23 protein-coding genes are annotated in these 26,281 nt (G+C 63.8%); 10 read left to right on the forward strand and 13 right to left on the reverse strand.

Translation table 11 applies throughout. The features are described from left to right. The first annotated feature begins 481 nt into the window (after positions 1 to 481). Positions 482 to 1,450: a transcriptional regulator GcvA gene (locus DS839_RS10115; RefSeq protein WP_119270187.1), complete on the forward strand. Its 969-nt coding sequence runs from the start codon at positions 482 to 484 to the stop codon at positions 1,448 to 1,450. 4 nt (positions 1,451 to 1,454) lie between these two features. On the opposite strand, the gene DS839_RS10120 is transcribed toward DS839_RS10115, so the two are convergent. Then, entirely contained in the window at positions 1,455 to 1,922 is a 468-nt protein-coding gene (locus DS839_RS10120) for a cupin domain-containing protein (protein ID WP_119270188.1), read from the reverse strand. Between the two features lie 151 nt (positions 1,923 to 2,073). Between DS839_RS10120 and DS839_RS10125 the strand changes: the two genes are divergently transcribed. Genes DS839_RS10125 through DS839_RS10150 form a run of 6 tightly spaced genes read left to right on the forward strand, consistent with a single transcriptional unit; the run spans position 2,074 to position 7,645 of the window. Beyond that, the gene (locus DS839_RS10125) at positions 2,074 to 3,129 is read left to right on the forward strand and encodes an isopenicillin N synthase family dioxygenase (RefSeq protein ID WP_119270189.1); all 1,056 of its coding nucleotides are present in this window, start codon (positions 2,074 to 2,076) and stop codon (positions 3,127 to 3,129) included. A 26-nt stretch (positions 3,130 to 3,155) separates the two neighbouring features. Further along, positions 3,156 to 4,490, forward strand: a complete 1,335-nt coding sequence (locus DS839_RS10130; RefSeq protein WP_119270190.1) for an O-acetylhomoserine aminocarboxypropyltransferase/cysteine synthase family protein — start codon at positions 3,156 to 3,158, stop codon at positions 4,488 to 4,490. Between the two features lie 17 nt (positions 4,491 to 4,507). After that, on the forward strand, positions 4,508 to 5,512 hold the full coding sequence (locus DS839_RS10135; protein WP_119270191.1) for an ABC transporter substrate-binding protein: 1,005 nt from the start codon (positions 4,508 to 4,510) through the stop codon (positions 5,510 to 5,512). A gap of 5 nt (positions 5,513 to 5,517) precedes the next feature. Continuing rightward, on the forward strand, positions 5,518 to 6,558 hold the full coding sequence (locus DS839_RS10140) for an ABC transporter permease (protein WP_119270192.1): 1,041 nt from the start codon (positions 5,518 to 5,520) through the stop codon (positions 6,556 to 6,558). Beyond that, entirely contained in the window at positions 6,558 to 7,355 is a 798-nt protein-coding gene (locus DS839_RS10145; RefSeq protein ID WP_119270193.1) for an ABC transporter ATP-binding protein, read from the forward strand. Before DS839_RS10140 ends, DS839_RS10145 begins: the two co-directional genes overlap by 1 nt. Then, positions 7,352 to 7,645, forward strand: coding sequence for a hypothetical protein (locus DS839_RS10150; RefSeq protein ID WP_119270194.1), 294 nt, complete (start codon positions 7,352 to 7,354; stop codon positions 7,643 to 7,645). Before DS839_RS10145 ends, DS839_RS10150 begins: the two co-directional genes overlap by 4 nt. On the opposite strand, the gene DS839_RS10155 is transcribed toward DS839_RS10150, so the two are convergent. The 12 genes from DS839_RS10155 to DS839_RS10210 all read right to left on the reverse strand — a co-directional run bounded on the left by DS839_RS10155 (position 7,638) and on the right by DS839_RS10210 (position 21,943). Next, positions 7,638 to 8,741 (reverse strand): amino acid ABC transporter permease, encoded by a 1,104-nt coding sequence (locus DS839_RS10155; protein ID WP_119270195.1) that lies wholly within the window; start codon positions 8,739 to 8,741, stop codon positions 7,638 to 7,640. The genes DS839_RS10150 and DS839_RS10155 overlap by 8 nt on opposite strands. Before the next feature lie 4 nt (positions 8,742 to 8,745). Continuing rightward, positions 8,746 to 9,921 carry an amino acid ABC transporter permease gene (locus DS839_RS10160; protein ID WP_119270361.1) on the reverse strand — a complete coding sequence of 392 codons (1,176 nt, stop codon included), beginning with the start codon at positions 9,919 to 9,921 and terminating at the stop codon, positions 8,746 to 8,748. 17 nt (positions 9,922 to 9,938) lie between these two features. Further along, positions 9,939 to 10,982: an amino acid ABC transporter substrate-binding protein gene (locus DS839_RS10165; protein WP_119270196.1), complete on the reverse strand. Its 1,044-nt coding sequence runs from the start codon at positions 10,980 to 10,982 to the stop codon at positions 9,939 to 9,941. A gap of 533 nt (positions 10,983 to 11,515) precedes the next feature. After that, positions 11,516 to 14,188 carry an ATP-binding protein gene (locus DS839_RS10170; RefSeq protein WP_119270197.1) on the reverse strand — a complete coding sequence of 891 codons (2,673 nt, stop codon included), beginning with the start codon at positions 14,186 to 14,188 and terminating at the stop codon, positions 11,516 to 11,518. 13 nt (positions 14,189 to 14,201) lie between these two features. After that, positions 14,202 to 14,771 carry a potassium-transporting ATPase subunit KdpC gene (kdpC, locus tag DS839_RS10175; protein ID WP_119270198.1) on the reverse strand — a complete coding sequence of 190 codons (570 nt, stop codon included), beginning with the start codon at positions 14,769 to 14,771 and terminating at the stop codon, positions 14,202 to 14,204. An 11-nt stretch (positions 14,772 to 14,782) separates the two neighbouring features. Further along, positions 14,783 to 16,837 (reverse strand): potassium-transporting ATPase subunit KdpB, encoded by a 2,055-nt coding sequence (gene kdpB / locus DS839_RS10180; RefSeq protein ID WP_119270199.1) that lies wholly within the window; start codon positions 16,835 to 16,837, stop codon positions 14,783 to 14,785. A gap of 14 nt (positions 16,838 to 16,851) precedes the next feature. Continuing rightward, positions 16,852 to 18,540 (reverse strand): potassium-transporting ATPase subunit KdpA, encoded by a 1,689-nt coding sequence (kdpA, locus tag DS839_RS10185; protein WP_119270200.1) that lies wholly within the window; start codon positions 18,538 to 18,540, stop codon positions 16,852 to 16,854. A 25-nt stretch (positions 18,541 to 18,565) separates the two neighbouring features. Next, complete coding sequence (gene kdpF / locus DS839_RS10190; RefSeq protein WP_119270201.1) at positions 18,566 to 18,655, reverse strand: K(+)-transporting ATPase subunit F; 90 nt, start codon at positions 18,653 to 18,655, stop codon at positions 18,566 to 18,568. Positions 18,656 to 18,918: 263 nt separating this feature from the next. Beyond that, complete coding sequence (locus DS839_RS10195) at positions 18,919 to 19,680, reverse strand: SDR family NAD(P)-dependent oxidoreductase (protein WP_119270202.1); 762 nt, start codon at positions 19,678 to 19,680, stop codon at positions 18,919 to 18,921. 20 nt (positions 19,681 to 19,700) lie between these two features. Continuing rightward, positions 19,701 to 20,300, reverse strand: a complete 600-nt coding sequence (locus tag DS839_RS10200; RefSeq protein WP_119270203.1) for a dimethylsulfonioproprionate lyase family protein — start codon at positions 20,298 to 20,300, stop codon at positions 19,701 to 19,703. Continuing rightward, a complete protein-coding gene (locus DS839_RS10205; protein WP_119270204.1) occupies positions 20,293 to 21,147 on the reverse strand; it encodes an SDR family NAD(P)-dependent oxidoreductase in 855 nt (284 codons plus the stop codon). The genes DS839_RS10200 and DS839_RS10205 overlap by 8 nt, the downstream gene beginning before the upstream one ends. A 16-nt stretch (positions 21,148 to 21,163) precedes the next feature. Continuing rightward, the gene (locus DS839_RS10210; protein WP_119270362.1) at positions 21,164 to 21,943 is read right to left on the reverse strand and encodes an SDR family oxidoreductase; all 780 of its coding nucleotides are present in this window, start codon (positions 21,941 to 21,943) and stop codon (positions 21,164 to 21,166) included. Positions 21,944 to 22,221: 278 nt separating this feature from the next. Between DS839_RS10210 and urtA the strand changes: the two genes are divergently transcribed. From urtA to urtC, 3 genes are all read left to right on the forward strand, one after another. Continuing rightward, positions 22,222 to 23,478 carry an urea ABC transporter substrate-binding protein gene (gene urtA / locus DS839_RS10215; RefSeq protein ID WP_119270205.1) on the forward strand — a complete coding sequence of 419 codons (1,257 nt, stop codon included), beginning with the start codon at positions 22,222 to 22,224 and terminating at the stop codon, positions 23,476 to 23,478. Positions 23,479 to 23,558: 80 nt separating this feature from the next. Further along, the gene (gene urtB, locus DS839_RS10220) at positions 23,559 to 25,157 is read left to right on the forward strand and encodes an urea ABC transporter permease subunit UrtB (protein ID WP_119270206.1); all 1,599 of its coding nucleotides are present in this window, start codon (positions 23,559 to 23,561) and stop codon (positions 25,155 to 25,157) included. After that, entirely contained in the window at positions 25,154 to 26,278 is a 1,125-nt protein-coding gene (gene urtC, locus DS839_RS10225; protein ID WP_119270207.1) for an urea ABC transporter permease subunit UrtC, read from the forward strand. Before urtB ends, urtC begins: the two co-directional genes overlap by 4 nt. The last annotated feature ends 3 nt before the right edge of the window (positions 26,279 to 26,281 follow it).

Genomic DNA, 26,281 nt, shown 5'->3' on the forward strand with positions numbered 1-26,281 from the left:
GAGCTCTAGCGATACGCGCAGGATTTGAGCATCGAACGAGTCGAAGCAAGCGAGCTAAACTTGCGGCTGCCGTTAGCTTTCCTGCCCCGCTAAAATAACTTTCCTTTGGTCATGATTTTTCTCAACGCCGGCCTGAGCGAAGGCTGCTAATCTTTCGGTCGTGGCAATGACCCCGGAAAATACTGCGGGGCAATTCTCCTCCTCGGCGCGTGATCAGGAAAAGTGGGTACCGGTTTTCCGTCCGATCACGCGCCAAACTATGAATCCGATCACGTTATCCCTTCAGATCGATTTCGATCTGAAGGGATCGTGATCTAGGACTTCACACCCGGTCAGACTGCTGGCCGGGTGCTTTTCCCATGTGTGGAGGAATATATCCCAAATCTGTTCTTTATTTCTTACAGAAAGTTCTTTACTTCGAACATTAATCATAGTTAGTCTATAAACATTATAGAGTTTAAAACCAACCGGGGAGCCTGCCATGACCCGCACCTTGCCGTCCTTGAACGCCTTGCGCGCCTTCGAAGCCGCCGCCCGCCATCTCAGCATTGCCGGCGCGGCGGATGAATTGCATGTCACGTCGGCCGCGATCAGCCACCAGATCCGTCATCTCGAGGATCATCTCGGCATGCCCGTCTTCCAGCGCAATGGCCGCAACCTGATCATGACCGATGCCGGCCAAGCCGGCCTGCCTTCGATCCGCGAGGGTTTCGCCCTCCTCACCGCGGCGATGGACGCGATCGATTCGCTGGGCGAAACCGGCTCGCTGTCGATCAGCGTCGCCCCCTCCTTCGCCACCAAGTGGCTTCTGCCGCGGCTCCACCGTTTCGAGGTGCTGCATCCCGAGATCGACATCAAGGTCAATGCTTCCATGCAGCTGTGCGACTTCGCCAAGGACGGCATCGATGTCGCCATTCGCTATGGCGCCGGGAGCTATTCCGATCTCATGTCGGAAAAGCTGATTCAGGAATCGCTGATTCCCGTTTGCAGTCCCGAATTGCTCGCCTCGGGCGCGCCATTGCGGCGGCCGGACGACCTCAAGAACCACACGCTCTTGCATGACGAGAGCCCCGACAACGATCCGTCCTGCCCGAACTGGGAGATGTGGCTGCGCGCCGCCGGCGTCCACGACATCGATGCGAGCCGCGGCCCTCGCTTCAACCAGTCGAGCATGGTGCTCGAGGCGGCCATGCTCGGCCGCGGCATCGCGCTCGCCAAGTCGACGCTCGCCGCAGCCGACATCGCCAGCGGACGGCTGGTGCGGCCGCTCCCCGGCCACAGCCCGGTCGGCTTCGCCTATTATCTCGTGGCGCCGAAGTCGAAGCTCAATCTGCCGAAGGTGTCGTTCTTCCGCGACTGGCTGTGGGAAGAGGTCGGCCGCAAGGACAGCGACGTGCCGCGCCTCGATCTCGGCCGGCCGAGCGTCACCTTGCACGCCCGCGCCAGCTGAGGCGCTATTGCTCCGTAGGCGGACGATGGATGGGATCGATCCACAGGACCGATTCCGGCTTCTCGATCGGCTCGATGTCGAGATTGACCACCACCGCCTCGCCGTCGCTGCGCACCAACACGCATTCCAGCACCTCGTCGGGGCTGGCATTGATCTCCTGATGCGGCACGAAGGGCGGAACATAGATGAAGTCGCCGGGGCCTGCCTCGGCGACGAATTCGAGCTTTTCGCCCCAGCGCATGCGGGCCTTGCCCTTGACCACATAGATGACGCTCTCGAGCGGCCCGTGATGATGCGCGCCGGTCTTGGCATTGGCATGGATGGTGACGGTTCCCGCCCATAATTTCTGCGCGCCGACGCGGGCGAAATTGATGGCGGCACGCCGGTCCATGCCCGGCGTCTGGGCCGTATTGGTGTCGAGCGATCCCGCCGGGATGACGCGCACGCCGTCATGCTTCCAAGGTGCTGGCATTTCTTCTCCTTTTTCTCGCTTAATTGTCGGCCAGATCGCCGGCACTTTCAACTTTCAAAAAATCTACAGCAAGCCTTTAGGATAAGTGCTTTGCCCCTTGGGCTCGGCCCATGCGATTCAACCGGCAACGCCCAATTGCACGAGGATCGCCATGGCGAGGGATCACCATCCGGAAAAACTTCCCGTTCTCGATCTGGCCGAGCTCGACAAGGCGGGAAGCCGCCAGGCTTTTCTCGATAACCTGCGCGCCACCGCGCATGGCATCGGCTTCTTCTATGTCACGGGCCACGGAATCCCGCAAAACCTGATCCGTGACGTGCTGGTGCAATCCCGTCTCTTCTTCGCGCTGCCGGAGGAAGACAAGCTCACCATCGGCATGGTGAACTCGCCGCAATTCCGCGGCTATAACCGCGCCGGTCTCGAGCATACGCGAGGCTTGCCCGACTGGCGCGAGCAGATCGATATCGGCCGCGAATTGCCGGCGCGCCCGATCGATCCGGCAGCGCCGCCCTGGACGAGGCTGCAAGGCCCCAATCAATGGCCCGCCGCTCTGCCTTCGCTCAAGCCGATCGTCCTCAACTATCTGGACCAGGTGACGGCGCTCGCCATCCGCATCACGCGCGCTTTCGCCGAGGCGCTGGAGCAGCCGGCGGATATCTTCGAGCCAATCTATAAACCTGCCCCCAACCAGCTTCTCAAGATCGTGCGCTATCCGGGCCGCGAGAAGGTCGACGGCGATCAAGGTGTCGGCGCCCACAAGGACAGCGGTTTCGTGACCGTCCTCCTCCAGGACGTCCAGTCGGGCCTCGAGGTCGAGGGCAAGTCCGGCTGGATCGCGGCGCCGCCGATCCCGGGGACCTTCGTCATCAATATCGGCGAGGTCCTCGAAATGGCGTCCAACGGCTATTTACGCGCCAATGTGCATCGCGTCGTCTCGCCGCCCGCCGGCGCCGACCGCCTCTCGGTGCCCTTCTTCTTCGGTGCCAGGCTCGACGCCACCATTCCCGTCCTCGATCTGCCGCCGCATCTCGCGCGCGCTGCGCAAGGCGTCACCCAGGATCCGCGGAACCCGCTCTTCCGCGATGTCGGCAAGAATTATCTCAAGAGCCGGCTCAGGTCCCATCCCGACGTGGCGCGTCGCCACCATGCCGACCTTCTCGAGCCCAAAGAGCGCGACGGCGCGCTCACGGTCGCCTCCGCTTATTGATCAGTCACGCACAGGGGAGAACTGAAATGACTGCCGACACCAAGCATCCCGAGACGCTGGCGCTGCATGGCGGCACCTATCGTTCGGACCCGGTCTCGGGCGCCGTTGCGGTGCCGCTCTATCAGACGACCTCCTACCAGTTCCAAGACACGGGCCACGCCGCCCGCCTCTTCGCGCTGGAGGAGATCGGCAACATCTATACCCGCGTCCAGAATCCCACCCAGGACGCCTTCGAGCAGCGCATCGCCGCGGTCGAAGGCGGTGTCGCCGCCTTGGCGCTGGCTTCAGGCCAGGCGGCCTCCGCCTATTCGGTGCTGAACCTCGCGCAAGCGGGCGACAATATCGTGTCCTCGACCGATCTCTATGGCGGCACCGTCACGCTCTTCTCCCAGACCTTGAAGCAGTTCGGCGTCGAGGTGCGCTTCGTCGCTCCGGCGGATCCCGAAAACTTCCGCCGCGCCACCGATGCGAAGACCCGTGCCTATTATGCCGAGTCGCTGCCCAATCCCAAGCTGCATGTCTTTCCGGTCGCCGAGGTTGCCGCGATCGGGCGCGAATTGGGCGTGCCGCTCATCATCGACAACACCGCCTCACCTCTGATCCTCAGGCCCTTCGATCATGGTGCGGCGGTCGTCGTTCATTCGACCACCAAATATATCGGCGGCCACGGTACCTCGATTGGCGGCGTCATCATCGATGGCGGCAATTTCCCCTGGGAAGCCCATGCCGAGCGCTTCCCGCTCTTGACCGAGCCCGACGCTGCCTATCACGGCGCCGTCTGGACCGAGGCCACAAAGCCCTTGGGGCCCATCGCCTATCTCTTGCGCGTGCGCGTCAAGCTCTTGCGCGACATCGGGGCCGCCGCCTCGCCCTTCAATGTCTGGCAGTTCATCCAGGGGCTCGAGACACTGCCTCTGCGCATTCGCCAGCATAATCAAAACGCGATCAGGGTCGCCGAATTCCTGTCTCATCACAAGGACGTCGCTCATGTGATCTTCCCGGGCTTGCAGACCGGTAAGCCGCGCCAGCGCGCCGACAAATATCTGAAAGGCGGCTATGGCGCGCTTGTCGGTTTCGAGCTCAAGGGCGGCATCGAGGCGGGCCGCAAATTCATCGACTCGCTGAAGCTCCTCTATCACGTCGCCAATATCGGTGATGCGCGCTCGCTCGCCATTCACCCGGCCTCGACCACGCATCAGCAGCTTTCGCCCGAAGAGCAGCTCGCCGCCGGCGTGACGCCCGGCTATGTGCGGCTTTCGGTCGGCATCGAGCATCCCGACGACATCATCGCCGACATCAGCCAGGCCCTCGACAAGGCGGGCCGGGCGGATGTCTCGCCCAAGGTTCCACGCGCTGCCTGACAACAAGGAGACATCGCATGACCATCTCTCGTCGCAAGCTTCTCAAGGTTTCAGGCGCCGCGGGTGCGGCTGCCTCTCTGGGTCTCGCCGGAGCCAAGCTCTATGCGCCGGCGATCGCCGGCCCCGCGCCCAAGGTGCGCCTCGCCTGGACCGAGGTCGCCGCCTGCCATTCGCCCTTGGGCTTCGGCCTGGCGAAGGGCTTCTATGCCAGGCACAATGTCGACGTCGAGCTCTTCTATCAGGGCGCCAGCGGCCAGACGCTCATCCAGGCGCTCGCCACCAACAAGGCCGATGTCGGTGCAGGCCTGGTGCTCGACTGGCTGAAACCGCTCGAGCAGGGTTTTGACGTGAAGCTTTTCGTCGGCTCGCATGGCGGCTGCCAGAGGCTCCTCGCCTCCCCCGCTTCCGGCATCACCGATCTCGCTGGGCTCAGGGGCAAGCGGATCGCGATCTATGATCCGGGCTCACCGCCCAAGATCGCCTTCGCGGTGACGCTCGCCAAGGCCGGCTTCGATCCCGAGCAGGATTTCACCTGGCAGGTCTTCCCCTTCGATCTCCTGGGTGAGGCGGTCAATCGCGGCGATGCCGATGCCGCCGCGCATCTAGATCCCTGGGCCTATGCGATCCAGAAGCAGCACAATCTCGTGCAGCTCGCCGACACTCAGACCGGTGTCTATGAAGGCCGCGTGTGCTGTGTCCTCGGCGCCAATGGGCCGTTCCTCGAGGCCAACAAGGACGCAGTGAGGCGTGTCGCCGCCGCCAATCTCGAGATCCACGAATATACCGCCAATCATCCCGATGAGGTGGCGCAATGGTATGTCGAGAACCTGAAGCCCGGCATCTCGCATGAGGATCTGACCAAGAACCTCTCGACCATCGTCTTCCACAACCACCCGGTGGGCAAGGAGCTCATCGAGCATATCCGTCTCTCGATCGAGGACCTGAAGCTCACCAAGGTGATCGAGCCCGCGACCGATCCGGCCGAGCTCGCCAACCGCATCACCCTGGATATCTTCGCCTGACGCATATGAGCGATGCGGTACAAACGATAGAGGAAGGCGCGCTGGCGCATCGGACCGAAACCGGACAATTCGATGCGCTCAACACACAGATCGAGCGTTCGCCGGTCTCTGCGATCTGGACGAATGGCCTGCTTGCGGCCGGCGCCTGGGCGCTGGCCGCGATCGTGACCTTGGCTCTTCCCGATGTCATTCCATGGGGCGGCACGCGTCTCTTCGCCATCCTTGTCGGTGTGGGCGCCGCTCTTCTGGCGATGCTGTCGGTCAGCGTCCATCATCTGGGCGCCGCCGGCCGCACCCTCATCCATTATGGGCCATGGTTCATCGCCCTTGGCCTGTGGTTCACCTTCTGGGAGCTCTCCACCGCCAAGCTCGGCTGGTTGCCGAAACCCTTCTTCTCGCCGCCGCAAGGCCTGCTCAATGTCTATGTGGTCGACTGGCAGCGCCTCCTCCTCTGCATCCTCTATACGTTGCGCCTGTGGGCCATCGGCTTCGGCAGCGGCGTCGTCATCGGCTATGTGATCGGCATCGGCCTCGGCTGGTCGAAGCGCTTCAGCTATTGGGGCATGCCGGTCTTGAAGCTCATCGGCCCGGTGCCGGCGACCGCCTGGATCCCCTGCACCTTCTTTTTCTTCCCCACCACCTTCGCCGCGAGCTGCTTCATCGTGGCGCTCGCCTCCGGCATCCCGGTCGCCATCCTCACCGCCTCGGGCGTAGGCTCGGTCAATCGCGCCTATTATGATGTCGGCCGCATCCTCGGCGCCAAAAACTGGTATCTCATCCGCCAGATCGCGATTCCCGCCTCGCTGCCGCATGTCTTCGTCGGCCTGTTCATGGGCCTCTATTATTCCTTCGCGGTCCTGGTCGTCGCCGAGATGCTCGGCGCCAAATACGGGCTCGGCTGGTACATCCAGTTCCAGACCGCCTATTCGGCCTATGCCAATGTCTATGCCGCGCTCCTCATCATGGCCTTCCTCTGCGCCTCGATCGTCCGGCTCCTCTTTTTCTCGCGCGACCGCCTGCTCGGCTGGCAGAAAGGCTTCATCTGATGTCGCTTCCCGAAAGACGCAATATCGCCGTCGATATCCACAAGGTGAGCCACCATTTCGATCTCGAAGGCGAAGCCCTTCCGGTCCTCGAAACGATCGACCTCACCGTGGCGCCGGGCGAGTTCATCGCTTTGCTCGGCCCATCCGGCTGCGGGAAATCGACCTTGCTCAGGCTCCTCGCCGGCCTCGAAAAGCCGGCCCGCGGGAAAATCCATGCCGATGGCCGGCCCATCTCGGCCCCCGATTGCTCGCGCATCCTGGCCTTCCAGGACCCGACCTTGTTTCCCTGGCGCACCGTCTGGAAGAACGTCGCCACCGGCCTCGAGGCGCAAGGGATTCTCGATGAGCAGCGCGGGCGCGTCGATGACGCCCTCGCTCTGGTGCGGCTGGAGGATTTCGCTTCCGCCTATCCGCATCAGCTCTCGGGCGGCATGGCGCAGCGCGTCGCGCTCGCCCGCGCTCTGGTCAACGAGCCCAAGCTCCTGCTGCTCGATGAGCCCTTCGGCAAGCTCGATTCCTTCACCCGCATGGCCATGCAGGCGGAATTGCTGTCGCTCTGGCAGCGCCAGGCCTTCACCGCCATCCTCGTCACCCATGACATCGAGGAAGCACTTCTCCTCGCTTCGCGCGTGATCCTGTTGAGCGACCGGCCGGCGCGCCTTGTGCATGAGGTGCGCGTCGATCTCGATTATCCGCGCCGGCGCGACCAGCCGACAATCATCAAACTGCGCCGGCAGATCGCGCAGGAGCTCGGCCTCGATGACCTGGCCATCGTGGAAGACCGGGTCCCGTCGTGACCGGCAGACGGGTCTCGCTCATTCTGGCGGCGCTCGGCCTCGCGGCGCTCATTCTCGCCGCCGCCTGGTGGTGGGTCGTCTTCCGGCAAGTGATCGCCAATGGCTATATGGGCTGGAGCCAGGCAGTGGTCTGCGCCGGCAGTAAATCGGCCATTTGCGATCTCGCCATGGCGCTCTGCGGCGCCAGGCACCCTTTCGGCATCGACACCTATTCGGCGAGCCTCTTCTGGCTGGCGCTGGCGAGCCTCTGCGGAAGCCTCGCCACCAGCGCCTATTCCCGCGTCAACTGACCGTCTGCAGCCTTTGCGCCACCGATTCGACGCTCGCCCGCGAATCCTTCTCTTTCTCCACCGTCAGCGGTCGAAGATAAGCCTCGAGCCACAGGCTGTAGCGCGAGGCAGCGTAAGCAAAGGCGAAATAGACCGCGGCCGTCACCGCATAGGCCTCGTGATAGAAGCCGAGCCACTGCGTGTCGGTCGTGGCTACCCGCGCGGTGTTGAGGAAATCGAAGAGCCCGATGACGCTCACCAGCGAGGTGTCGAGGAAGATGCCGATGCCGAGCGTCACGAAGGCCGGAATGACCGCGCGGAAGGCCTGCGGCAGGACCACCAGGCGCAGCGTCCGGGCCGCCGACAGGCCGAGCGATTGCGCCGCCTCATATTGGCCGTTGGGGACCGCCTCCAGTCCGGCCCGGACGATCTCGGCGATATAGGCCGAGACGAACAAGATGAGCGCCACCTGGACGCGCAGCAGCTTGTCGATCGAGGCGCCGGCCGGCAGCATCAGCGGGAACAGCAGGGTCGAGACATAGAGCACGGCGATGATGGGGACGCCGCGCATCGCCTCGATGAAGCCGATCGAGAGCATGCGCACGCCCCCCATCCGTGAGCGCCGGCCGAGGGCGAGCAGGACGCCGAGCGGAAACGCTCCGGCAAAGCCCAGGACGGCGAGCAGCAAGGTCAGCGGAAAGCCGCCCCAGAGCTGGGTCGAGATCGACGAGCCGGAGATCCAGCCGGACATGAGAACGATGGCCGAAACGATCGACAGGAGCCAGAGCGTCAAAAGCTGCCGATGCCAGAAGCGCGGTATGGCGGTTGCGACCACCGGCAGCGCGATGAGGAGTGTCGCGGTGATGGCCTGCCACTGGCGCTCGCGCGGATAGAGGCCGAAAAGCATGAAGCGGAATTTTTCGCCGATGAAGGCCCAGCAGGCGCCGGTGCCGGCGGCACAGGTCTCGGCCGTTCCCGTCCAGGTCGCATCGATGAGCGCCCATCGCAGGAGCGGCACGGCGATCAGCACCAGTGCGGCCGAGACGGCGACGGTGATGGCGGCATTGAGCGGCGTGCCGAAGAACTGCCGGGCGAGCGGCTTCGATTGATCGATCATGGCGTCAGCGGGTGATGAGGGCGTGGCGGGCGTGATAATGGTTCATCAGCAGCGACACCGTGAGGTTGATGGAGAGATAGATCGCCATCATGATCAGGATCGCCTCCAGCGCCTGGCCGGTCTGGTTGGCCGTCGTGTTGATGATGCTGACCAGGTCCGGATAGCCGATGGCGACGGCGAGGCTCGAATTCTTGGTGAGGCTCAGATAGTTGGAGGTGAGGAGCGGGATCATGATGCGGAGCGCCTGCGGCAGCACGATGAGCCTGAGGATCTGGCCCTGATGCAGGCCCATGGCGCGCGCCGCCTCCGCTTGCCCGTTGGGCACGGCCTCTATGCCGCTGCGCACGATCTCGGCGATGCCGGCCGAGGCATTGATGGCGAGCCCGAACAGGAGGGCGGCGAATTCAGGCGTGCTGGATAGCCCGCCCGTGACATTGAAGCCTTTCCTTTCCGGCCACTCGATGGTGAGGCCGCCGGCGAACGCGACCAGCACGAGCCCCGCCAACGCGGCAAGCAGCAACATGATCCGCCCCTTCAGCCTTTGGCGCGGATTGTCCTTCAGGCGATGACTGAGCAAAAGCCAGCAACCCCCGAGAATGACTCCGAAAATGGCAAGGGCGACAGTCCAGCCGCCGGTCGCCGAGGTGAGCGACGGCAGGAACACGCCGCGATTGCTGAACAGCACGCCGGGCAGCGGCTCGAAGGCGCGGCGGATGGCCGGCAGGGACTGGACCGTGGCGCTCCAGAAGAAGAGTTGTAAGAGGAGCGGCGTGTTGCGGACCGCCTCGACATAGGCCTTGACCAGACCGGCAAGCAGCGGATTGCCGGAGAGCCGCGCTATGCCGAGCATCAGGCCCAGCGCCGTCGCGAAGACGCAACCTGCGAAAGAGGCCATGAGGGTGTTGAGGGCGCCGACCAGGATGGCGCGGCCAAAGCTCATTTGCGAGGAATAGGCGATCAGGCTCTCGCCGATCTCGAAATTGGCCGGCCGCCAGAGGAAGCCGAAGCCCGGCGTGATCCCGACGCGGTCCATATTGCTGATCAGGTTGTGGCCGAGATAGGCTGCGAACGCGATCAGGACGGCGAGACCGCCGAGCTGCAGCAGTGGCTTTTGGCCGAGCCAGGCACGAAAAGATGAAAGACCGGGCGGTGCACCGCCCGGTCGCCCCCTCGATGACATGAAAGCCCGCGGCACGATCAGCGGAACGGCGGCGAATAGAGCAGGCCGCCCTGGGTCCAGGGCTGGTTATAGCCGCGCTCGAAGCCGACCGGCGTCGCCTTGCCGATATTGCGCTCGAAGATCTCGCCGTAATTGCCGACCGCCTTGATGATGTTATAGGCGAATTTGGGATCGAGGCCGATCGCTTCGCCGAGCGAGGGATCAGTGCCGAGGAAGCGCTTGATCGCCGGATCCTCGCTCGCAAGGAAGCTGTCGACATTGTCCTTGGTGATGCCGAGCTCTTCCGCCTGGATCGTCGCATAGACCGTCCAGTTGACGATCTCGAGCCACTCGTCGTCGCCGCCGCGGATAGCCGGCACCAGCGGCTCCTTGGAGAGGCGCTCGGGCAGCAGCACATACTCGTCGGGTTTCGCGAGCTGGGTGCGCTTGATGGCGAGATCGGAGGCGTCCTGCGTCAGGGCGTCGACGCGGCCGGTGTCGAGCGCCTGGATGAATTCCTTCGTGTCCTCGATGACCACCGGCTTGAAGGTCTTCTTGGTCTTGCGGAAGAAGTCGGCGATGTTGAGCTCACCGGTGGTGCCGCTCTGGATGCCGATGGTGGCGCCGTCGAGATCGGTACCCTTGCTGACGCCGAGCGACTTGTTCACCAGGAGGCCCTGCCCGTCATAGAAGACGACCGGGCCGAAATGGAAGCCGAGCTTGAAGGCGCGGGTGATGGTCTGGGTGACGCCGGACAGGAGGATGTCGAACTCGCCCGCTTGCAACGCCGGCAGGCGCTGCTGCGGCGAGGAGGAGGTGAACTCCGCCTTCTCCGGATCGTTGAAGACCGTGACCGCGAGCGCCCGGCCGAAATCGACGAAGAAGCCGTTCCAGCGGCCATTGCTGTCGGGCGCGAAGAAGCCCGGCGACGTGCCGACGCCCACCTTGATCGTGCCGCGCGCCTTGATCTTTTCCAAGGTCTCGCCGGCAAAGGCAGTGGAGCCGAGGGCGAGGCTCAAGCCTGCCGTCAACGCGGCGAGTCCCGCCGCGCGTGCAAAATTCCGTGTGATCGATGCCAACATGTCCCATTTTCCTTTCGCATCGCATCGCCGGCGCTGGCGTCAAGTGCGGCGGCCGGCTGCGTTGAGGCAAATGGGTAAACCGAGAGCCGACGCCGCAACCATTGAGGTTTTCGGCATCGCGGAATGAGAAATACTAAACCCGGTCTTGAGCCAGGGAGCCTCGAAGCCAACTTCCCTCTTGCTATCGCGGGCCAAGCCGTGGGATTTGGGAAATATCAGCGTGAGAAACTATGTATCGGAAGTCACGGCAGCATGCGGACACTAGCGAGCTTCAAAAAACATAAGACTTTGAATGCGGGCGATAGGAAATCTTGCAATGCTGGAAACGATCAATGACGGTCCCGCGAATTCCCTGCTTTTCCCTGCTCCGACGCGCTAACTTATTGGTATTGCTTGAGCGAGATTCTTTTTTTCAAAATTCCCTGAAAATCCCTGCAAATCCCTGAATCCGGGTCTCCACCGACCTCGATGGCCCATGAGAATTGTTCCCTTCTCCAATCCTTTTACCGCCCGATCCGGGACCGGCGTGAGCTTCAAGCCTTGCCCTCGCCCGCCGGCAGCGGCAGGCGGATGGTGATGCGTGTGCCGCGCCCGCTCTCGGTCGGACTTGCCGCGCTGATGCTGCCGCCCAAGGCCGTGATGATGCCGCGGCAGATGGCGAGGCCGAGGCCGACGCCGGCGCCGCGCCCGTCATCCTGCTTCACCCGGTAGAACTTGTCGAAGACGCGCTCGAGATCTTGCGGAGGTATCCCCTGCCCTTCATCGCTCACCGAAACGACGATCTCGGATCCATATCGGTTGGCGGTCACCTTCGTGGGCGTTCCGGCCGAAGAATATTTGTTGGCATTGTCGAAGAGGTTGAACATGACCTGCTCGAGGAGCGCAGCATCGCCATGGACGAGTGGCAGGCCCGCCTCGATGGTGATCTCGATCGTGCGCTCGGGCCAGGCGGCGCGCGCCCGCGCCGCCGCCGCCCTGACGACATCGCCGAGATCGACCCAGTCGCGCTTGATCTCGAGATGAGGGCCTTCGATGCGCGTCATGTCGAGGAGATTGGTCACGAAGCGCGACATGCGCCGCGTCTCCTCCTCGATCGCGGCAAGGAGCTCGTCACGGGCTTCGCCCGGCATCTTGCCGCCGAGGCTCCTGAGGCTGGTCACGGATCCGAGGATGGTCGCGAGCGGCGTGCGCAGGTCATGCGAGATCGAGGACAGCAAGGCCGAGCGCAGGCGCTCGCTCTCGGCCGCGGCCTCGGCGCGGGCTGCGTCGCCGACCAGCAGCGTGCGCTCGATCGCGATCGTCGTCTGGTCGATGAGCGCTTCGACGACACGCTCGTCCTCGGCCGAAAGCCCGTCGGCGCCGGGCCTCAAGCCGATCACGCCGACGACGCCGCGCGGCGTCGTGAGCGGCCGGAACATGAAATGCGCATTGGGCAGCGTCGTCGTCCTGAGGCCCGCGGGCTCGCGGTGCGTGAGCGCCCAGCGCGCCGCCGTCCATTCGCTGGCGCCCATCGTGTCCTCGGGCGGAAACGCGGCCTTGATGACGAGTTCGCCGTCTTCGGCAAGGAGCACGATCGTCTCGCCCTTGATCGCGGATGCCGTCTGCGAAGCGACCGCCCACAGGACGTCGTCGAGCGTCGCGGTCCCTGAGAGCTTGCGCGAGAAGTCGAACAGCATCTGGGTCTGGAAGATGCGCCGGCCGGCGGCGTCCGACTGCTCGCGCACCCGGCCCGAAAGCCCGCCGGTAATGATGGCGACCAGCAGGAAGACGGTGAGCGCCAGGAGCTCATGCGGGCTGGCGACGGTGAATGTATAGGTGGGCTCGATGAAGAAGAAATTGTAGGTGAAGAAGGAGAGTATGGACGCGATGAGCGCGCTGCCGGTGCCGAAGCGGTTGGCGCAGAGCAGAACCGCGGCGAGGAAGAACATGGAGATCGCCGGCGCCTTCAGCCAGTTCGCGTGCAACGTGTAAAGACCGAGACCGACCGCCAGCGCCACCGCGCCCAGAGCGGCGAAAAGTGCTGCGGCCTGGATCATCGGGCGCGGCCAGCGGAAGAACGGCACCTTGCCCTTGGGCGGCGTCACGATGTGGATGGCGATGCCTTCCGCCTGCTTGGTGATCTCGTCCGACAGCGACCGTCCGAAGAGCCGTTTCAGCCACGAAGCGCGCGAACGGCCGAGCACGATCTGGGTGATGTTCTGGCGCTTGGCATAGCGCAGGACCTCACTCGGAAGGTCGCGCGCCGAAAGCCGCGAGATGTCGGCGCCGAGCCGGGCGGCGAGCTTCAGCGCCTCCTCGACGCGCCTGACCGAGTCCGGATCGCGCGGCTCGCGCCCGATGTGGTCGAGATGGGCCGCGACCCAGCCGGCATTGAGCCCGCTGGCGAGGCGGCTCGCGGCCCGGATGACGGTCTGCGATTGGAGATCGGGTCCGACGCAGACCAGGATGCGCTCCGCCGTCGGCCACGGTCCTTCGATGGCGTTCTGGCGCAGATAATCGACCATCTCGTCATCGACGCGGTCGGCGGTACGCCGGAGCGCCAGTTCGCGCAAGGCCGTGAGATTGCCGGGCTTGAAGAAATTGTCGGCGGCGCGGCGCGCATTCTCCGGCAGATAGACCTTGCCGTCCTTCAGTCGCGCCAGCAATTCATCGGGCGTGATGTCGACCACGACGACTTCCTCGGCCTTCTCGATGACCGTGTCCGGCACCACTTCCCGCACGGTGATGCCGGTGATGCCCGAAACGACGTCCGACAGGCTCTCGACATGCTGGATATTGAGCGCCGTCCATACATCGATGCCGGCATTGAGCAGCTCCTCGACATCCTGGAAGCGCTTGGGATGCCGGCTGTCGGGCGCGTTGGTGTGGGCGAGCTCGTCGACGATGATGAGGTCGGGCCGCCTCGCCAGCGCGGCATCGACATCGAACTCCATGAGGGTGCGGCCCTTATAGGCGACCGGCCGGCGCGGCAGGACCTCGAGCCCTTCGAGAAGGGCCGCGGTATCGGCCCGGCCATGGGTCTCGACGAGCCCCACCACCACGTCGCGCCCCTCCGCCTTGAGGCGCCTCGCCCCCGACAGCATGGCGTAGGTCTTGCCGACGCCCGGCGATGCGCCGAGAAAGACCTTGAGCTTGCCGCGCGCGCCCTTCCCGGCGAGCTTCAACAGCGCATCGGGTGACGGACGCAGTTCAGGGTCTTGCGGCATTTGAACCTATGTTCTACCCGGGTGCCACGGCGTCAAGGGCCCTGTTGAGCTCGAGCACATTGACGCGCGGCTCGCCGAAAATACCCAGCACGGGCTTTTTTACCTGCGCCTCGACCAGGGCCTTGACCTTGTCCTCGGGGATACCGCGCGCCTTGGCGATGCGGCTCGCCTGGATGAGCGCGTAGGCCGGCGATATGTCGGGATCGAGGCCGCTGCCCGAGCTCGTGACCGAGTCGGCCGGGAGCGACGAAACGCCATCCGCCGCTTTCAGTCGCTGGGCATCGGCGGCGATCCGGTCGAGAAGCTTCTTCGACGTCGGGCCGAGATTGGCGCCGGAGGAGGCGCCGGCGTCATAGCCCGCGCCTGCGGCCGAAATACGCGGCCAGAAATATTTGTCGGCGGCGAAGCTCTGGCCGATGAGCTCGGAGCCGCGCACGACATTGTTGTCGACGACGAGGCTGCCATTGGCGCTCGACGGGAACAGGAGCTGCGCGCCGCCGGTCATGGCAAAGGGGTAGACGATCCCCGTCACAAACATGAGGAAGGCGAACAGGACGAGACAAGGACGCAGTTGCGAAAGCATGGTCTATTCCTTCACACGAGATGCAGGGCCGAGACGACGATGTCGACGACCTTGATGCCGATGAACGGCACGATGATGCCGCCCAGGCCATAGATGAGAAGATTGCGGCGCAGGAGCTCGCTCGCACCGACGGCGCGATAGGCGACACCCTTGAGGGCGAGCGGGATGAGTGCCACGATGATGAGCGCGTTGAAGATCACCGCCGAGAGAATGGCGCTCTCGGGCGAAGCGAGCCCCATGATGTTGAGCGCGCCGAGCTCCGGGTAGGTCACGACGAACAGCGCCGGGATGATGGCGAAATATTTGGCGACGTCATTGGCGATCGAGAAGGTGGTGAGCGAGCCCCGCGTCATCAGGAGCTGCTTGCCGATCTCCACGATCTCGATGAGCTTGGTGGGATTGGAATCGAGGTCGACCATGTTGCCGGCCTCGCGCGCCGCTTGCGTGCCCGATTGCATGGCGACGCCGACATCGGCCTGCGCCAGCGCCGGCGCGTCATTGGTGCCGTCGCCGCACATGGCGATGAGCCGGCCCTTGGCTTGTTCGGCGCGGATATAGGCGAGTTTGTCCTCGGGCGTTGCCTCGGCGATGAAGTCGTCGACGCCCGCTTCCGAGGCGATGGCGGCGGCGGTGACAGGGTTGTCGCCCGTCACCATCACCGTCTTGATGCCCATGTGGCGCAAGGCGTTGAAGCGCTCCTTGATGTCGGACTTGACCACGTCCTTCAAATGGATGACGCCGATGAGCTTGCCGTTCTCGGCGACGGCGAGCGGCGTGCCGCCGGTGCGCGAGATGCGGTCCACCGCGTCGCGGAAGGCCTGCGGCGCTGCATTGGCGGCGATCTTCACATGCTTGAGCACGGCATCGACGGCACCTTTGCGGATGATGCGGTCGCCCAGATCGACGCCCGATATGCGGGTGACGGCCGAGAAGGCGATGGGGACCGCCTTGGTGCCGGCAAGCTTCGGCTCGGCGACGTGATGATTGCCCTTCGCCAGCGCCACGATCGAGCGCCCTTCCGGCGTTTCATCGGCGAGCGAGGCCAAGAGCGATGTCTCGGCAAGCGCCTGCTCGCTGACGCCGGGCACCGGCAGGAAGGCCGTCGCCAGGCGGTTGCCGAAAGTGATGGTGCCGGTCTTGTCGAGGAGCAGCGTATCGACGTCGCCCGCCGCTTCGACGGCGCGGCCCGAGGTCGCGATGACATTGAAGCGGATGAGCCGGTCCATGCCGGCGATGCCGATCGCCGACAGGAGGCCGCCGATCGTCGTCGGGATGAGCGTCACCAGGAGGGCGGCCAGCACGGTGATCGACAGGAAGGTCGCCGAATAGCCGGCAATGCCCCACAGCGACATGACGACGAACATGAAGATGAGCGTCATGCCGGCGAGCAGGATCGACAGAGCCAACTCGTTCGGCGTCTTCTGGCGCTCCGCGCCCTCGACCAGCGCGATCATGCGGTCGAGGAAGCTCGAGCCGGGCGCGGCTGTGACTTTCACCTTGATCCAGTCCGACAGCACGGTCGTGCCGCCGGTAACAGCCGAGCGGTCGCCGCCAGATTCGCGGATGACAGGTGCGGACTCGCCGGTGATCGCCGATTCGTTCACCGAGGCGATGCCTTCCAGGATCTCGCCGTCGGCGGGGATGACCTCACCGGCCGAAACCATCACCACATCGCCCTGGCGCAGCTCGAGAGCGGAAATCTTCTCGAAGAGATCGTTGCGCTCATCGGGCTGCAGCAGGCGGCGCGCCACCGTGTCGGTGCGGGTGCGGCGCAGGGCATCGGCCTGCGCCTTGCCCCTGCCCTCGGCCACCGCTTCGGCGAAATTGGCGAAGAGCACGGTGAACCACAGCCAGGCGGCGATTTGCCCTGAGAACAGGGCGACACCGTTCCCCACGATGAAGTCGCGCAGCCACATGGCCGTCACCAGGGCGGCGACGACGGCGGTGACGAAGATCACCGGGTTGCGGGCGAGGTGCTTGGGGGAGAGTTTGACAAACGCCTGCTTCATCGCTTCGAGCGTGATCTTGCGATCGAACAGCGAGGGGTTTGCGTGTTTCTTGGACATGGAGAAGACTCCGATTAGAAGGTCTTGCCGGCGAGCATGGCGAAGTGCTCGACGATCGGGCCAAGGGCGAGAGCGGGGAAATATTGCAGGCCGCCGAGGATCAAGATCACGCCGATAAGGAGGCCGATGAAGAGAGCGCCATGCGTGGGGAAGCTGCCGAGCGTGGTCGGAATCTTCTTCTTCGCGGCAAGTGATCCGGCGATTGCCATCACCGGCACGACATAAGCGAAGCGGCCGAGCGCCATGGCGATGCCGAGGGTGGTGTTGAACCAGGGTGTGTTGGCGTTGAGGCCGGCAAAGGCCGAGCCGTTGTTGCCGGCGCCCGAGGAGAAGGCATAGAGGATCTCGGAGAGGCCGTGCGGGCCGCTATTGGCGAGACTCGACAGGGCCATGGGCAGCATCGCCGAGGCGGCGGTGAAGCCCAATATGACGAGCGGCAGGACGAGGATGGCGAGCACCGCCAGCTTCATCTCCTTGGCTTCGATCTTCTTGCCGAGATAATCGGGCGTGCGGCCGACCATGAGACCGGCGACGAACACGCTGATCAGCGCCATCACGATGATGCCATAGAGGCCGGAGCCGACGCCGCCGGGCAGGATCTCGCCGAGCTGCATGAGGAACATCGGCACGAGGCCGCCGAGCGGGGTGAGTGCCGCATGCATGGCATTGACCGCGCCGCAGGAGAGGCCCGTCGTCACCGCCACATAGAGGGCGGACATGGCGAGGCCGAAGCGCACTTCCTTGCCTTCCATGTTCGCTACCGAGTCTAATCCGAACTGCGAAAGCAGCGGGTTGCCATAGGCTTCGGCCCAGTAGACGGCTGCGGCCCCGGCGCCGAGCATAACCAGCATGACGATGAGCAACGCCCTGCCCTGGCGCATGTCGCCGACCATCCGGCCGAACATGACCGGCATGGCGGCCGAGACCACCAGCATGGCGAAGATCGACAGATAATTCGACCAGGCATTGGGATTTTCGAAAGGATGCGCGGAATTGGCATTGAAGAAGCCGCCGCCATTGGTGCCGAGCTGCTTGATCGCTTCCTGGCTCGCCACCGGGCCGAGGGCGATGGCCTGCTTGGCGCCTTCGAGCGTTGTCGCTTCGACCGAGCCTTGCAAGGTCTGCGGCACGCCGAGAAGGATGAAGGCCGTAGCGACGATGATCGCCAAAGGCAGCAGCACATAGACGGTCGAGCGCGTGAAATCGACCCAGAAATTGCCCAAGGTTTTGGATTCGGAGCGGGCAAAAGCGCGCGTCACCGCGACGGCAAGCGCGATGCCGGTCGCGGCCGAAAGGAAGTTCTGCACGGTAAGGCCCGCCATTTGCACGAAATGGCTCATCGTCGTCTCGCCGCCATAAGACTGCCAGTTGGTGTTGGCGACGAAGCTCCACGCCGTGTTGAAGGCGAGATGCTCGCTGGTGCCGGCGAAGCCCCGCGGGTCGAGCGGCAAGTAATATTGCACGCGCTGCAGGAGATAGAGCACGATGAAGCCCAAAAGGTTCACCGACAGCATGGCAAGCGTGTAGCTCGCCCAGCTCTGCTCCTTGCGGGCATCGACGCCGGCAACACGATAGAGGCCGCGCTCGAACGCCAGGGGCTCGGCGCGCGTGAACAATCGCGCCATGCCGATGCCGAGCGGCCAGGCCGCGGCGATGACGATCGCGAAAACGAGAATGATCTGCAGCCAGCCGGCAAGGATCATGGCATCACCTGATGAGATAGAAGTTTCAGAATTTTTCGGGATGGACGAGCGCGTAGACGAGATAGGCGATGAGGCCGCCTGCGACGATCAACCCGATGAAGGCTTCAGACGTCATGGGAATGGCCCTCAGATGCGCTCGCACAGGCGCACATAGGCCGCGAGCCCTGCGAAGATGAGAACGCCTAAGCCGAGATAAAGGATATCGAGCATGATTGCCTCCTTGTCGGAGGCTAGATCGCGCTTAAGGCATCAAAATTCCATTCGTGAAACAGGGGCGCCGTATAAGTTTTCCATAAAGTCACCCTCGCTCGTGCCCAGTATCCCCTTCTCCCGCTTGCGGGAGAAGGTGCCCGAAGGGCGGATGAGGGTGTCTTTTAACTAAAACTGAATACCCCGCGTCAGCGCGCCGTCGATCACCAGGTTGGTCCCCGTGGTGAAGCTCGAAGCCGGGCTCGCCAGGAACACGATGCCGCGGCCGATCTCTTCCGGCGTCGCCATCCGTCCGGTCGGGTTGAGCGCCAGCGCCTTGCTGAAGAGATCGGGTATGTTCTTCTCTATATGTTCCCACACGCCACCGGCGAAATAGGTGTTGCCGGGCGAGACGGCATTGACGCGGATCATCTTGGGCGCAAGCTCGAAAGCCATGCGCTGGGCGTAATGGATGAGCGCCGCCTTGAAGGCGCCATAGGCGGGGCCGGTGAAATCGACCTCGCGGCCCGAGACCGACGAGACGACGACGATGGAAGGCGACTTGGACTTTTCGAGATAGGGCAGTGCCGCATTGACGGCGCGCACCGTGTGCAGCATGTCGACCTGGAACTGCTTCTGCCAGGCCTCTTCGCTCTGATCGACCGCGAGTGCCGAGACATTGGCGACCAGGATGTCGATGCCGCCCAGCGCCGAGGCTGAGGCCGCGATCCAGCTCTCGAGCTCCGCCTTGTTGCTCACATCGATCGCCTGGCCGAAGCTCTTGACCTTCTTCTTGCCGAGATCGGCGACGGCGGCGTCGACCTCGCCCTTGTTGCGGGCGCAGACCGCGACATTGGCGCCTTCATCGGCGAAGATATCGGCGGCGCGCCGGCCGATGCCTTTCGTTCCGCCGGTCACCAGCGCGTTCAGTCCTTTGAGGCCAAGATCCATGATGCGTCTCCCTTTGAAATCTATGTGGCCGGCGCCAGGCACCAGACGGCGAAGAGCGGTGTGCTGCCGGATGCCATCGCATGCTTGATATGGGGCGTGTTGTAGAAGCTGCCGCCGATGCTGGGCTCGAACCAGTCGTCCTCGCCTTGCCGGAACCTGCCCTTCGACAGCACGAGATAGACTTCCTCCGGCGCATGATGGTGATCGGGATAGCGTACGTCCGGAGCGAGCAGGCTGACCCCGACCCAGACATCATCGCGCGGCTCATAGCCATTCGGGCCGACGATCATCGCATTGGCATGGCCGTCGGTGAAATTGGCGCTGGCCGTCTGATCGGCGCTGGCGCGCCGCGTCCAGGTGAGATGCGGCTCCAAGGCGGCGAAGGCATCGGCGATCTTCGCCAGCGACGGACCGGCCGCGCGGGCCGTCGTCAGCGCGTCGCCCAGATAGGCGCAGGCCGGCAATCGGGCCGGCGTTTTCGCCGCGACTGGGCGAGCCCGGTCCAAGGCGTCGAAGACGCGCCACAGGCAGCGCCCGGCGGCCGCTCCCCATTGCCGCTGGCCGATCTCGCTGCGCAGCGACGCGAGGAAGTCCTGCAGGGCCTCCGGCCGCTCAGCCATTGCGGCCTCCCGGCGGCTCGTTGAGGAACCGCGTGAAGCCCTCGCCATAGTCCGGATGCCAGCGCGACAAAGGCGGCCGGTTCTCGATGATGTCGCCCGCAGCCCAAGCGATGCGCTTCTCATCGGTCGGGCGCGCCACTTCATTATCGGGACATAATATATAGAAGTCGCCGCGCTCGAGGCTCGCCAGCATGAAATCGACCGTCTGCTCGGGCGTCCAGGCGCCGGCCGGCTTCTCGCTGCGACCCTTGGCGGTCAGGCCGGTGAAGACGAAGCCCGGGATCAGGAGATGCGCCTTAAGCTTGCAGTCCTTGAGCGAGCGAAGCTCATGCTGCAGCGCCTCGGTGAACACCTTCACCCCGGCTTTGGAGACATTATAGGCCGGATCGCCCGGCGGCGTGGTGATGCCCTGTTTCGAACCGGTATTGATGATGAGGCCGGGCGTGCCTTGCGCGATCATGTTGGGCGCGAAAATGCGCGTGCCGTTGATGACGCCCCACAGATTGACGGCGATCACCTGATCCCAATTGGCATAAGGACCGAACATCTGGCTGCCGGGCTGGATGCCGGCATTGTTCATCAGCACGTCGATCTGGCCGAAATGATCGCGCACCGTCCGTTCCAGCTTCTTCAGATCCTCTGGCTCGGCGACGTCGCAAGGCGCCACGATGCAATTATCTGCCGCGGCGAGCGCGCCACTGGCCTGCATCAGCCGCTCCGCATCCTTGTCGGCGATGCAGACCTTGAGGCCGCGCTCGAGGAAGCTCTTGGCGGCGGCGAGTCCGATGCCGGACGCGCCGCCGGTGATGACGGCGACATGGCCTTGCTTCAGCGCTTCGACGGTCATCGGCGGCTCCTTTCCATCACATTACGCCCGGATAGGCGCCGCCGTCGATCAGCAGATTCTGACCCGTGATATAGCCCGCATGCGCCGAACACAGGAAGGCGCAGGCCTTGCCGAATTCGCGCGGCGTCCCGAAGCGTTTCGCCGGGATGGCCGCCTCTTCCTCGGCCCGGATCTTGTCGATCCCCACACCTTGCGCCTCTGCCGCCTTGGCGAGCCCGTCATTGAGCCGGCGCGTGTCGAAGGAGCCGGGCAGCAGGAAATTGATCGTGACATTGGCATGCGCCACCGAGCGCGCCACGCCGGCGAGGAAGCCGGTCAGCCCGAGTCGCGCACCGCTCGACAGATCAAGGCCGGCGATCGGCGCCTTGATCGAGCCCGAGGTGATATTGACGATGCGTCCGAAGCGCCGCTCCACCATCTTGTCGATGACCGCCTGGATGAGCTCGATCGGGCTCACCATGTTGTTGATGAGGCCCGCGAGCTGGGCCTCGCGGTCGATCTGCCGGAAGTCGCGGTAAGGCGGGCCGCCATTATTGTTGACCAGAATATCGACCTGGGGAACGGCACCGAGGATCCTGGCCTGGCCTTCCTTCGTGCCGACATCGGCAATGACCGGGATGACCTTGGTGCCGGTGCCGGCCTCGATCTCATGCGCCGTTTCCTCTAGCGCCGTCTTGTCGCGGCCATTGACCACCAGCGTGCAGCCGGCTTTCGCCAGCTCGAAGGCGCAGCCCTTGCCGAGCCCGCGGCTCGATGCGCAAACAATCGCCGTGCGTCCGGCAATGCCCAGATCCATCATCGTCTCCTTTGCGGATGTCGCCCAAAGACTGGGCACATCGAGATCATCCTGCATAACTTTATCGCAGTGCAACAATATTAGGCGACCTTGCACCGACCGCGCAAATGTCAAATCGCTCAATCACAGCAAGGTCTTGATGAATTTGCAGAAGCAGCCAGGCCAACTGGCACGCAGCTTGCGCTGCGTCGCAATGACGGGGCGATAATCATAAGGGGAGACGCATGAACAGACGTGACTTCGTTAGACGGGGCAGAGGACTTCTCGTCGCTGCCGCCATGGGGCCAATGATGCTTGCCGCCTCACCGGCCTTCGCCGAGGAGACGATCAAGGTCGGCATCCTGCATTCGCTGTCGGGAACCATGGCGATCTCGGAGACGACGCTCAAAGACGTGATGCTGATGCTCATCGAAGAGCAGAACAAGAAGGGCGGGCTCCTCGGCAAGAAGCTCGAGGCGGTGGTCGTCGATCCGGCGTCCAACTGGCCGCTCTTCGCCGAGAAGGCGCGCGATCTCCTCGCCAAGGACAAGGTCGCCGCGGTCTTCGGCTGCTGGACCTCGGTGTCGCGCAAGTCGGTGCTGCCGGTGTTCGAGGAGCTGAACGGCCTCCTCTTCTATCCTGTCCAATATGAGGGCGAGGAAAGCTCCAAGAACGTCTTCTATACCGGGGCCGCGCCGAATCAGCAGGCGATCCCGGCCGTCGATTATCTGATGAGCGAGGATGGCGGCGCGGTGAAGCGCTGGGTGCTGGCCGGCACCGACTATGTCTATCCGCGCACCACCAACAAGATCCTGGAAGCCTATCTCAGGGCCAAGGGGGTCGCGGCCGAAGACATCATGATCAACTACACGCCCTTCGGCCATGCCGACTGGCAGACCATCGTCTCCGATATCAAGAAATTCGGCTCCGCCGGCAAGAAGACGGCCGTCGTCTCGACCATCAATGGCGATGCCAATGTGCCTTTCTACAAGGAACTGGGCAATCAGGGTGTGAAGGCCGAGGACATCCCGGTCGTCGCCTTCTCGGTCGGCGAAGAGGAGCTTGCCGGCCTCGATACTGCGCCCCTCGTCGGCCATCTCGCCGCCTGGAACTATTTCCAGAGCGTCGATGCGCCGATCAATGCCGAATTCATCAAGACCTGGAAGACCTTCATCAAGAACGACAAGCGCGTGACCAACGATCCGATGGAAGCGCATTTCATCGGCTTCAACATGTGGGTCGAGGCGGTGAAGAAGGCAGGCAGCATCGATCCCGATGCCGTCGGCGACGCGATCATCGGCGTCAGCGTTGCGAACCTCTCGGGCGGCACCTCGACCATGATGCCGAACCATCACATCACCAAGCCGGTGCTCATTGGCGAGATCCAGGCCGACGGGCAGTTCCAGACCGTCTGGCAGACCTCGGGCACCGTCGTCGGCGATGAATGGTCGGACTATCTCGAGGGCTCGAAGGACCTGATCTCCGACTGGCGCAAGCCGCTCGGCTGCGGAAACTTCAATGTCGCCACCGGGAAATGTGGCGGCCAGGGCAGTTAACCCCTTCTCTACTGCCTTGAACCGCACAGAGAGGCGGGCTCGTTGAGAGTCCGCCTCATTTAACCCGATCCGGAGTGCCAATGACGGGACGCGCCTGGACTGTCGTCATGGGGATCATGCTCTGCATGGTGCTCCTGGCCTCGCGTGGCATGGCCGCGGATCTTGCGGTCGAGATCAAGGGACTCGACACAGCAAGCTTTCCCCAGAAGGAGAAAGCCATCGCCGCCATTGCCGGGACCGGCGACATGAGGGTCGCCGCGGTCTTGACGGCGCTCAATGACAACAAGCTTCTGATCCGCAAGAGCGATCGCCTGGTCGTCATCGCGGAAGGCAATGTCATCGAGAATGCCGCGACCGGCGAGGAGCTGGGCGAGGCTCAAGCAACGGATCTCGACAAGATCGCCATCAACAACAAGATCAGGCGACAGCTCAAGGTGATCCTCGGCAACCTGACCTTGTTCTCGGACGATCCGGCCGTGCGGCTGAAGGCGGCCCATGACATCTTCCGCTCGCGCGATCTCTCCGCGATGCAGCCCTTGAAGGATGCCTTGGCCAAGGAACAAGACCCGCGGGTGAAGCTCGTCCTGGAGCAGGTCATGGCAGCCTTGACGCTCGTCTCCGACGCACCCGAAGCGGAAAAGCTTGCTGCCGTCACCATCGTCAAGGCGCGCGGCGACCAGGATGCGCTGTCCCTCTTGGCATCCGTGGCCGCGGGCTCGGGTCCCGTCGCTCGCGCCGCCACCGAAGCCCTCTCCACCCTCGAGCGCATGCGGGCATTCTGGGAGGCCGCGCAAAATACCGTCTATGGCTTGAGCCTCGGCTCGGTTCTGCTGCTCGCGGCCATCGGCCTCGCCATCACCTTCGGCGTGATGGGTGTCATCAACATGGCGCATGGCGAGATGGTGATGATCGGCGCCTATGTGACCTTTCTGGTGCAGGAGATCATGCGCAATTCGGCGCCCTGGCTGCTCGATCAATCGCTCTTCATCGCCATTCCGCTCGCTTTCCTTATCACCGCTTTCATCGGGATCCTGATCGAGAGAAGCATCATCCGTTTCCTCTATGGCCGCGCGCTGGAGACGCTGCTCGCCACTTGGGGCCTTTCGCTGATCCTGCAGCAGGCCATCCGCAGCCTCTTCGGCCCGACCAACCGCGAGGTCGCGACACCGTCCTGGATGTCGGGCTCGCTCGAGCTCGGTGGGATCGCTCTTACCGCCAACCGCCTCGCCATCATCGTCTTCGCCCTCATTGTCTTCGTGGGCCTCCTCGTCATCCTGCGCCACACGCGCTTCGGCCTCGAAATGCGCGCCGTCACCCAGAACCGCCAGATGGCGAGCGCCATGGGCATTCACACCGCCCGCATCGATGCCTTGACCTTCGGCCTGGGCTCCGGCATCGCCGGCATAGCCGGCGTGGCGCTCAGCCAGATCGACAATGTCAGCCCCAATCTCGGCCAGTCCTATATCATCGACAGCTTCATGGTCGTCGTCTTCGGCGGTGTCGGCAATCTGTGGGGAACGCTGGTCGCCGCTTTGACGCTCGGCATTGCCAACAAGTTTCTCGAGCCCTTTGCCGGCGCGGTGCTCGGCAAGATACTCGTCCTTGTCTTCATCATCCTGTTCATCCAGAAGCGGCCGCGCGGCCTGTTCGCGCTCAAAGGCCGGGCGGTGGAAGCATGATCGCGAGGCTCTTAGGCAAGGACCGTGGCGTGCTGATCACGCTGGCAGTGATCCTCCTCATCGCCATCCTCGTTCCGGCCCTTCATCTGCTGACGCCGCCTGCGAGCCCGATCCACATCCCGGCCTATGCCATGGCGCTCATCGGCAAGTATCTCTGCTATGCGATGCTCGCTTTGTCGCTCGACCTCATCTGGGGCTATTGCGGCATATTGAGCCTCGGCCATGGCGCCTTTTTCGCCCTCGGCGGCTATGCCATGGGCATGTATCTGATGCGCCAGATCGGCAGCCGCGGCGTCTATGGCAATGCGGAGCTGCCGGATTTCATGGTCTTCCTCAACTGGACCGAGTTGCCATGGTACTGGCATGGCTTCGATGGGTTCGCCTTCACGGCCCTCATGGTGCTGCTCGTCCCGGGCCTGCTCGCCTTTCTCTTCGGCTTCTTCGCCTTCCGTTCGCGCGTGAGCGGCGTCCATCTTTCGATCATCACCCAGGCTCTGACTTTCGCCTTGATGCTCGCTTTTTTCCGCAATGACATGGGTTTCGGCGGCAACAACGGCCTCACCGATTTCAAGGACATTCTCGGCTTCAGCCTGCAATCGAGCGGCACCCGTGCCGCCCTCTTCGCCGCCACCTGCTTGGCGCTCGGCGCAAGCCTCATGCTCAGCCTCGCCATCATCCGCTCGCGCCTGGGCGCGGTGATGACGGCGATCCGCGATGCCGAGAACCGCACCCGCTTTCTCGGTTATCGGGTCGAGTCCTTCAAGCTCTTTGCCTTCACCGTCTCGGCTTGCATCGCGGGCCTGGCGGGCGCGCTTTATGTGCCGCAGGTCGGCATCATCAACCCGGGTGAATTCGCGCCCGCCAATTCGATCGAGGCGGTGATCTGGGCGGCCGTCGGCGGCCGCGGCACATTGTTCGGCCCGATCCTCGGTGCCGTGCTCGTCAATTTCGCCAAGAGCTGGTTCACCAGTGTCCTGCCCGAGCTGTGGCTGTTCGCGCTGGGCGGCCTCTTCCTCGCGGTGACCCTTTTCCTGCCGAGAGGCCTTGCCGGCCTGTTCGATCGTAAAGCCGCCGGCGGCAAGCAGCCGGTGCCCGCCGCCCAGCCCGAAGCCGCGGAGTGAGAC

The organism is Taklimakanibacter deserti (genome assembly GCA_003574785.1).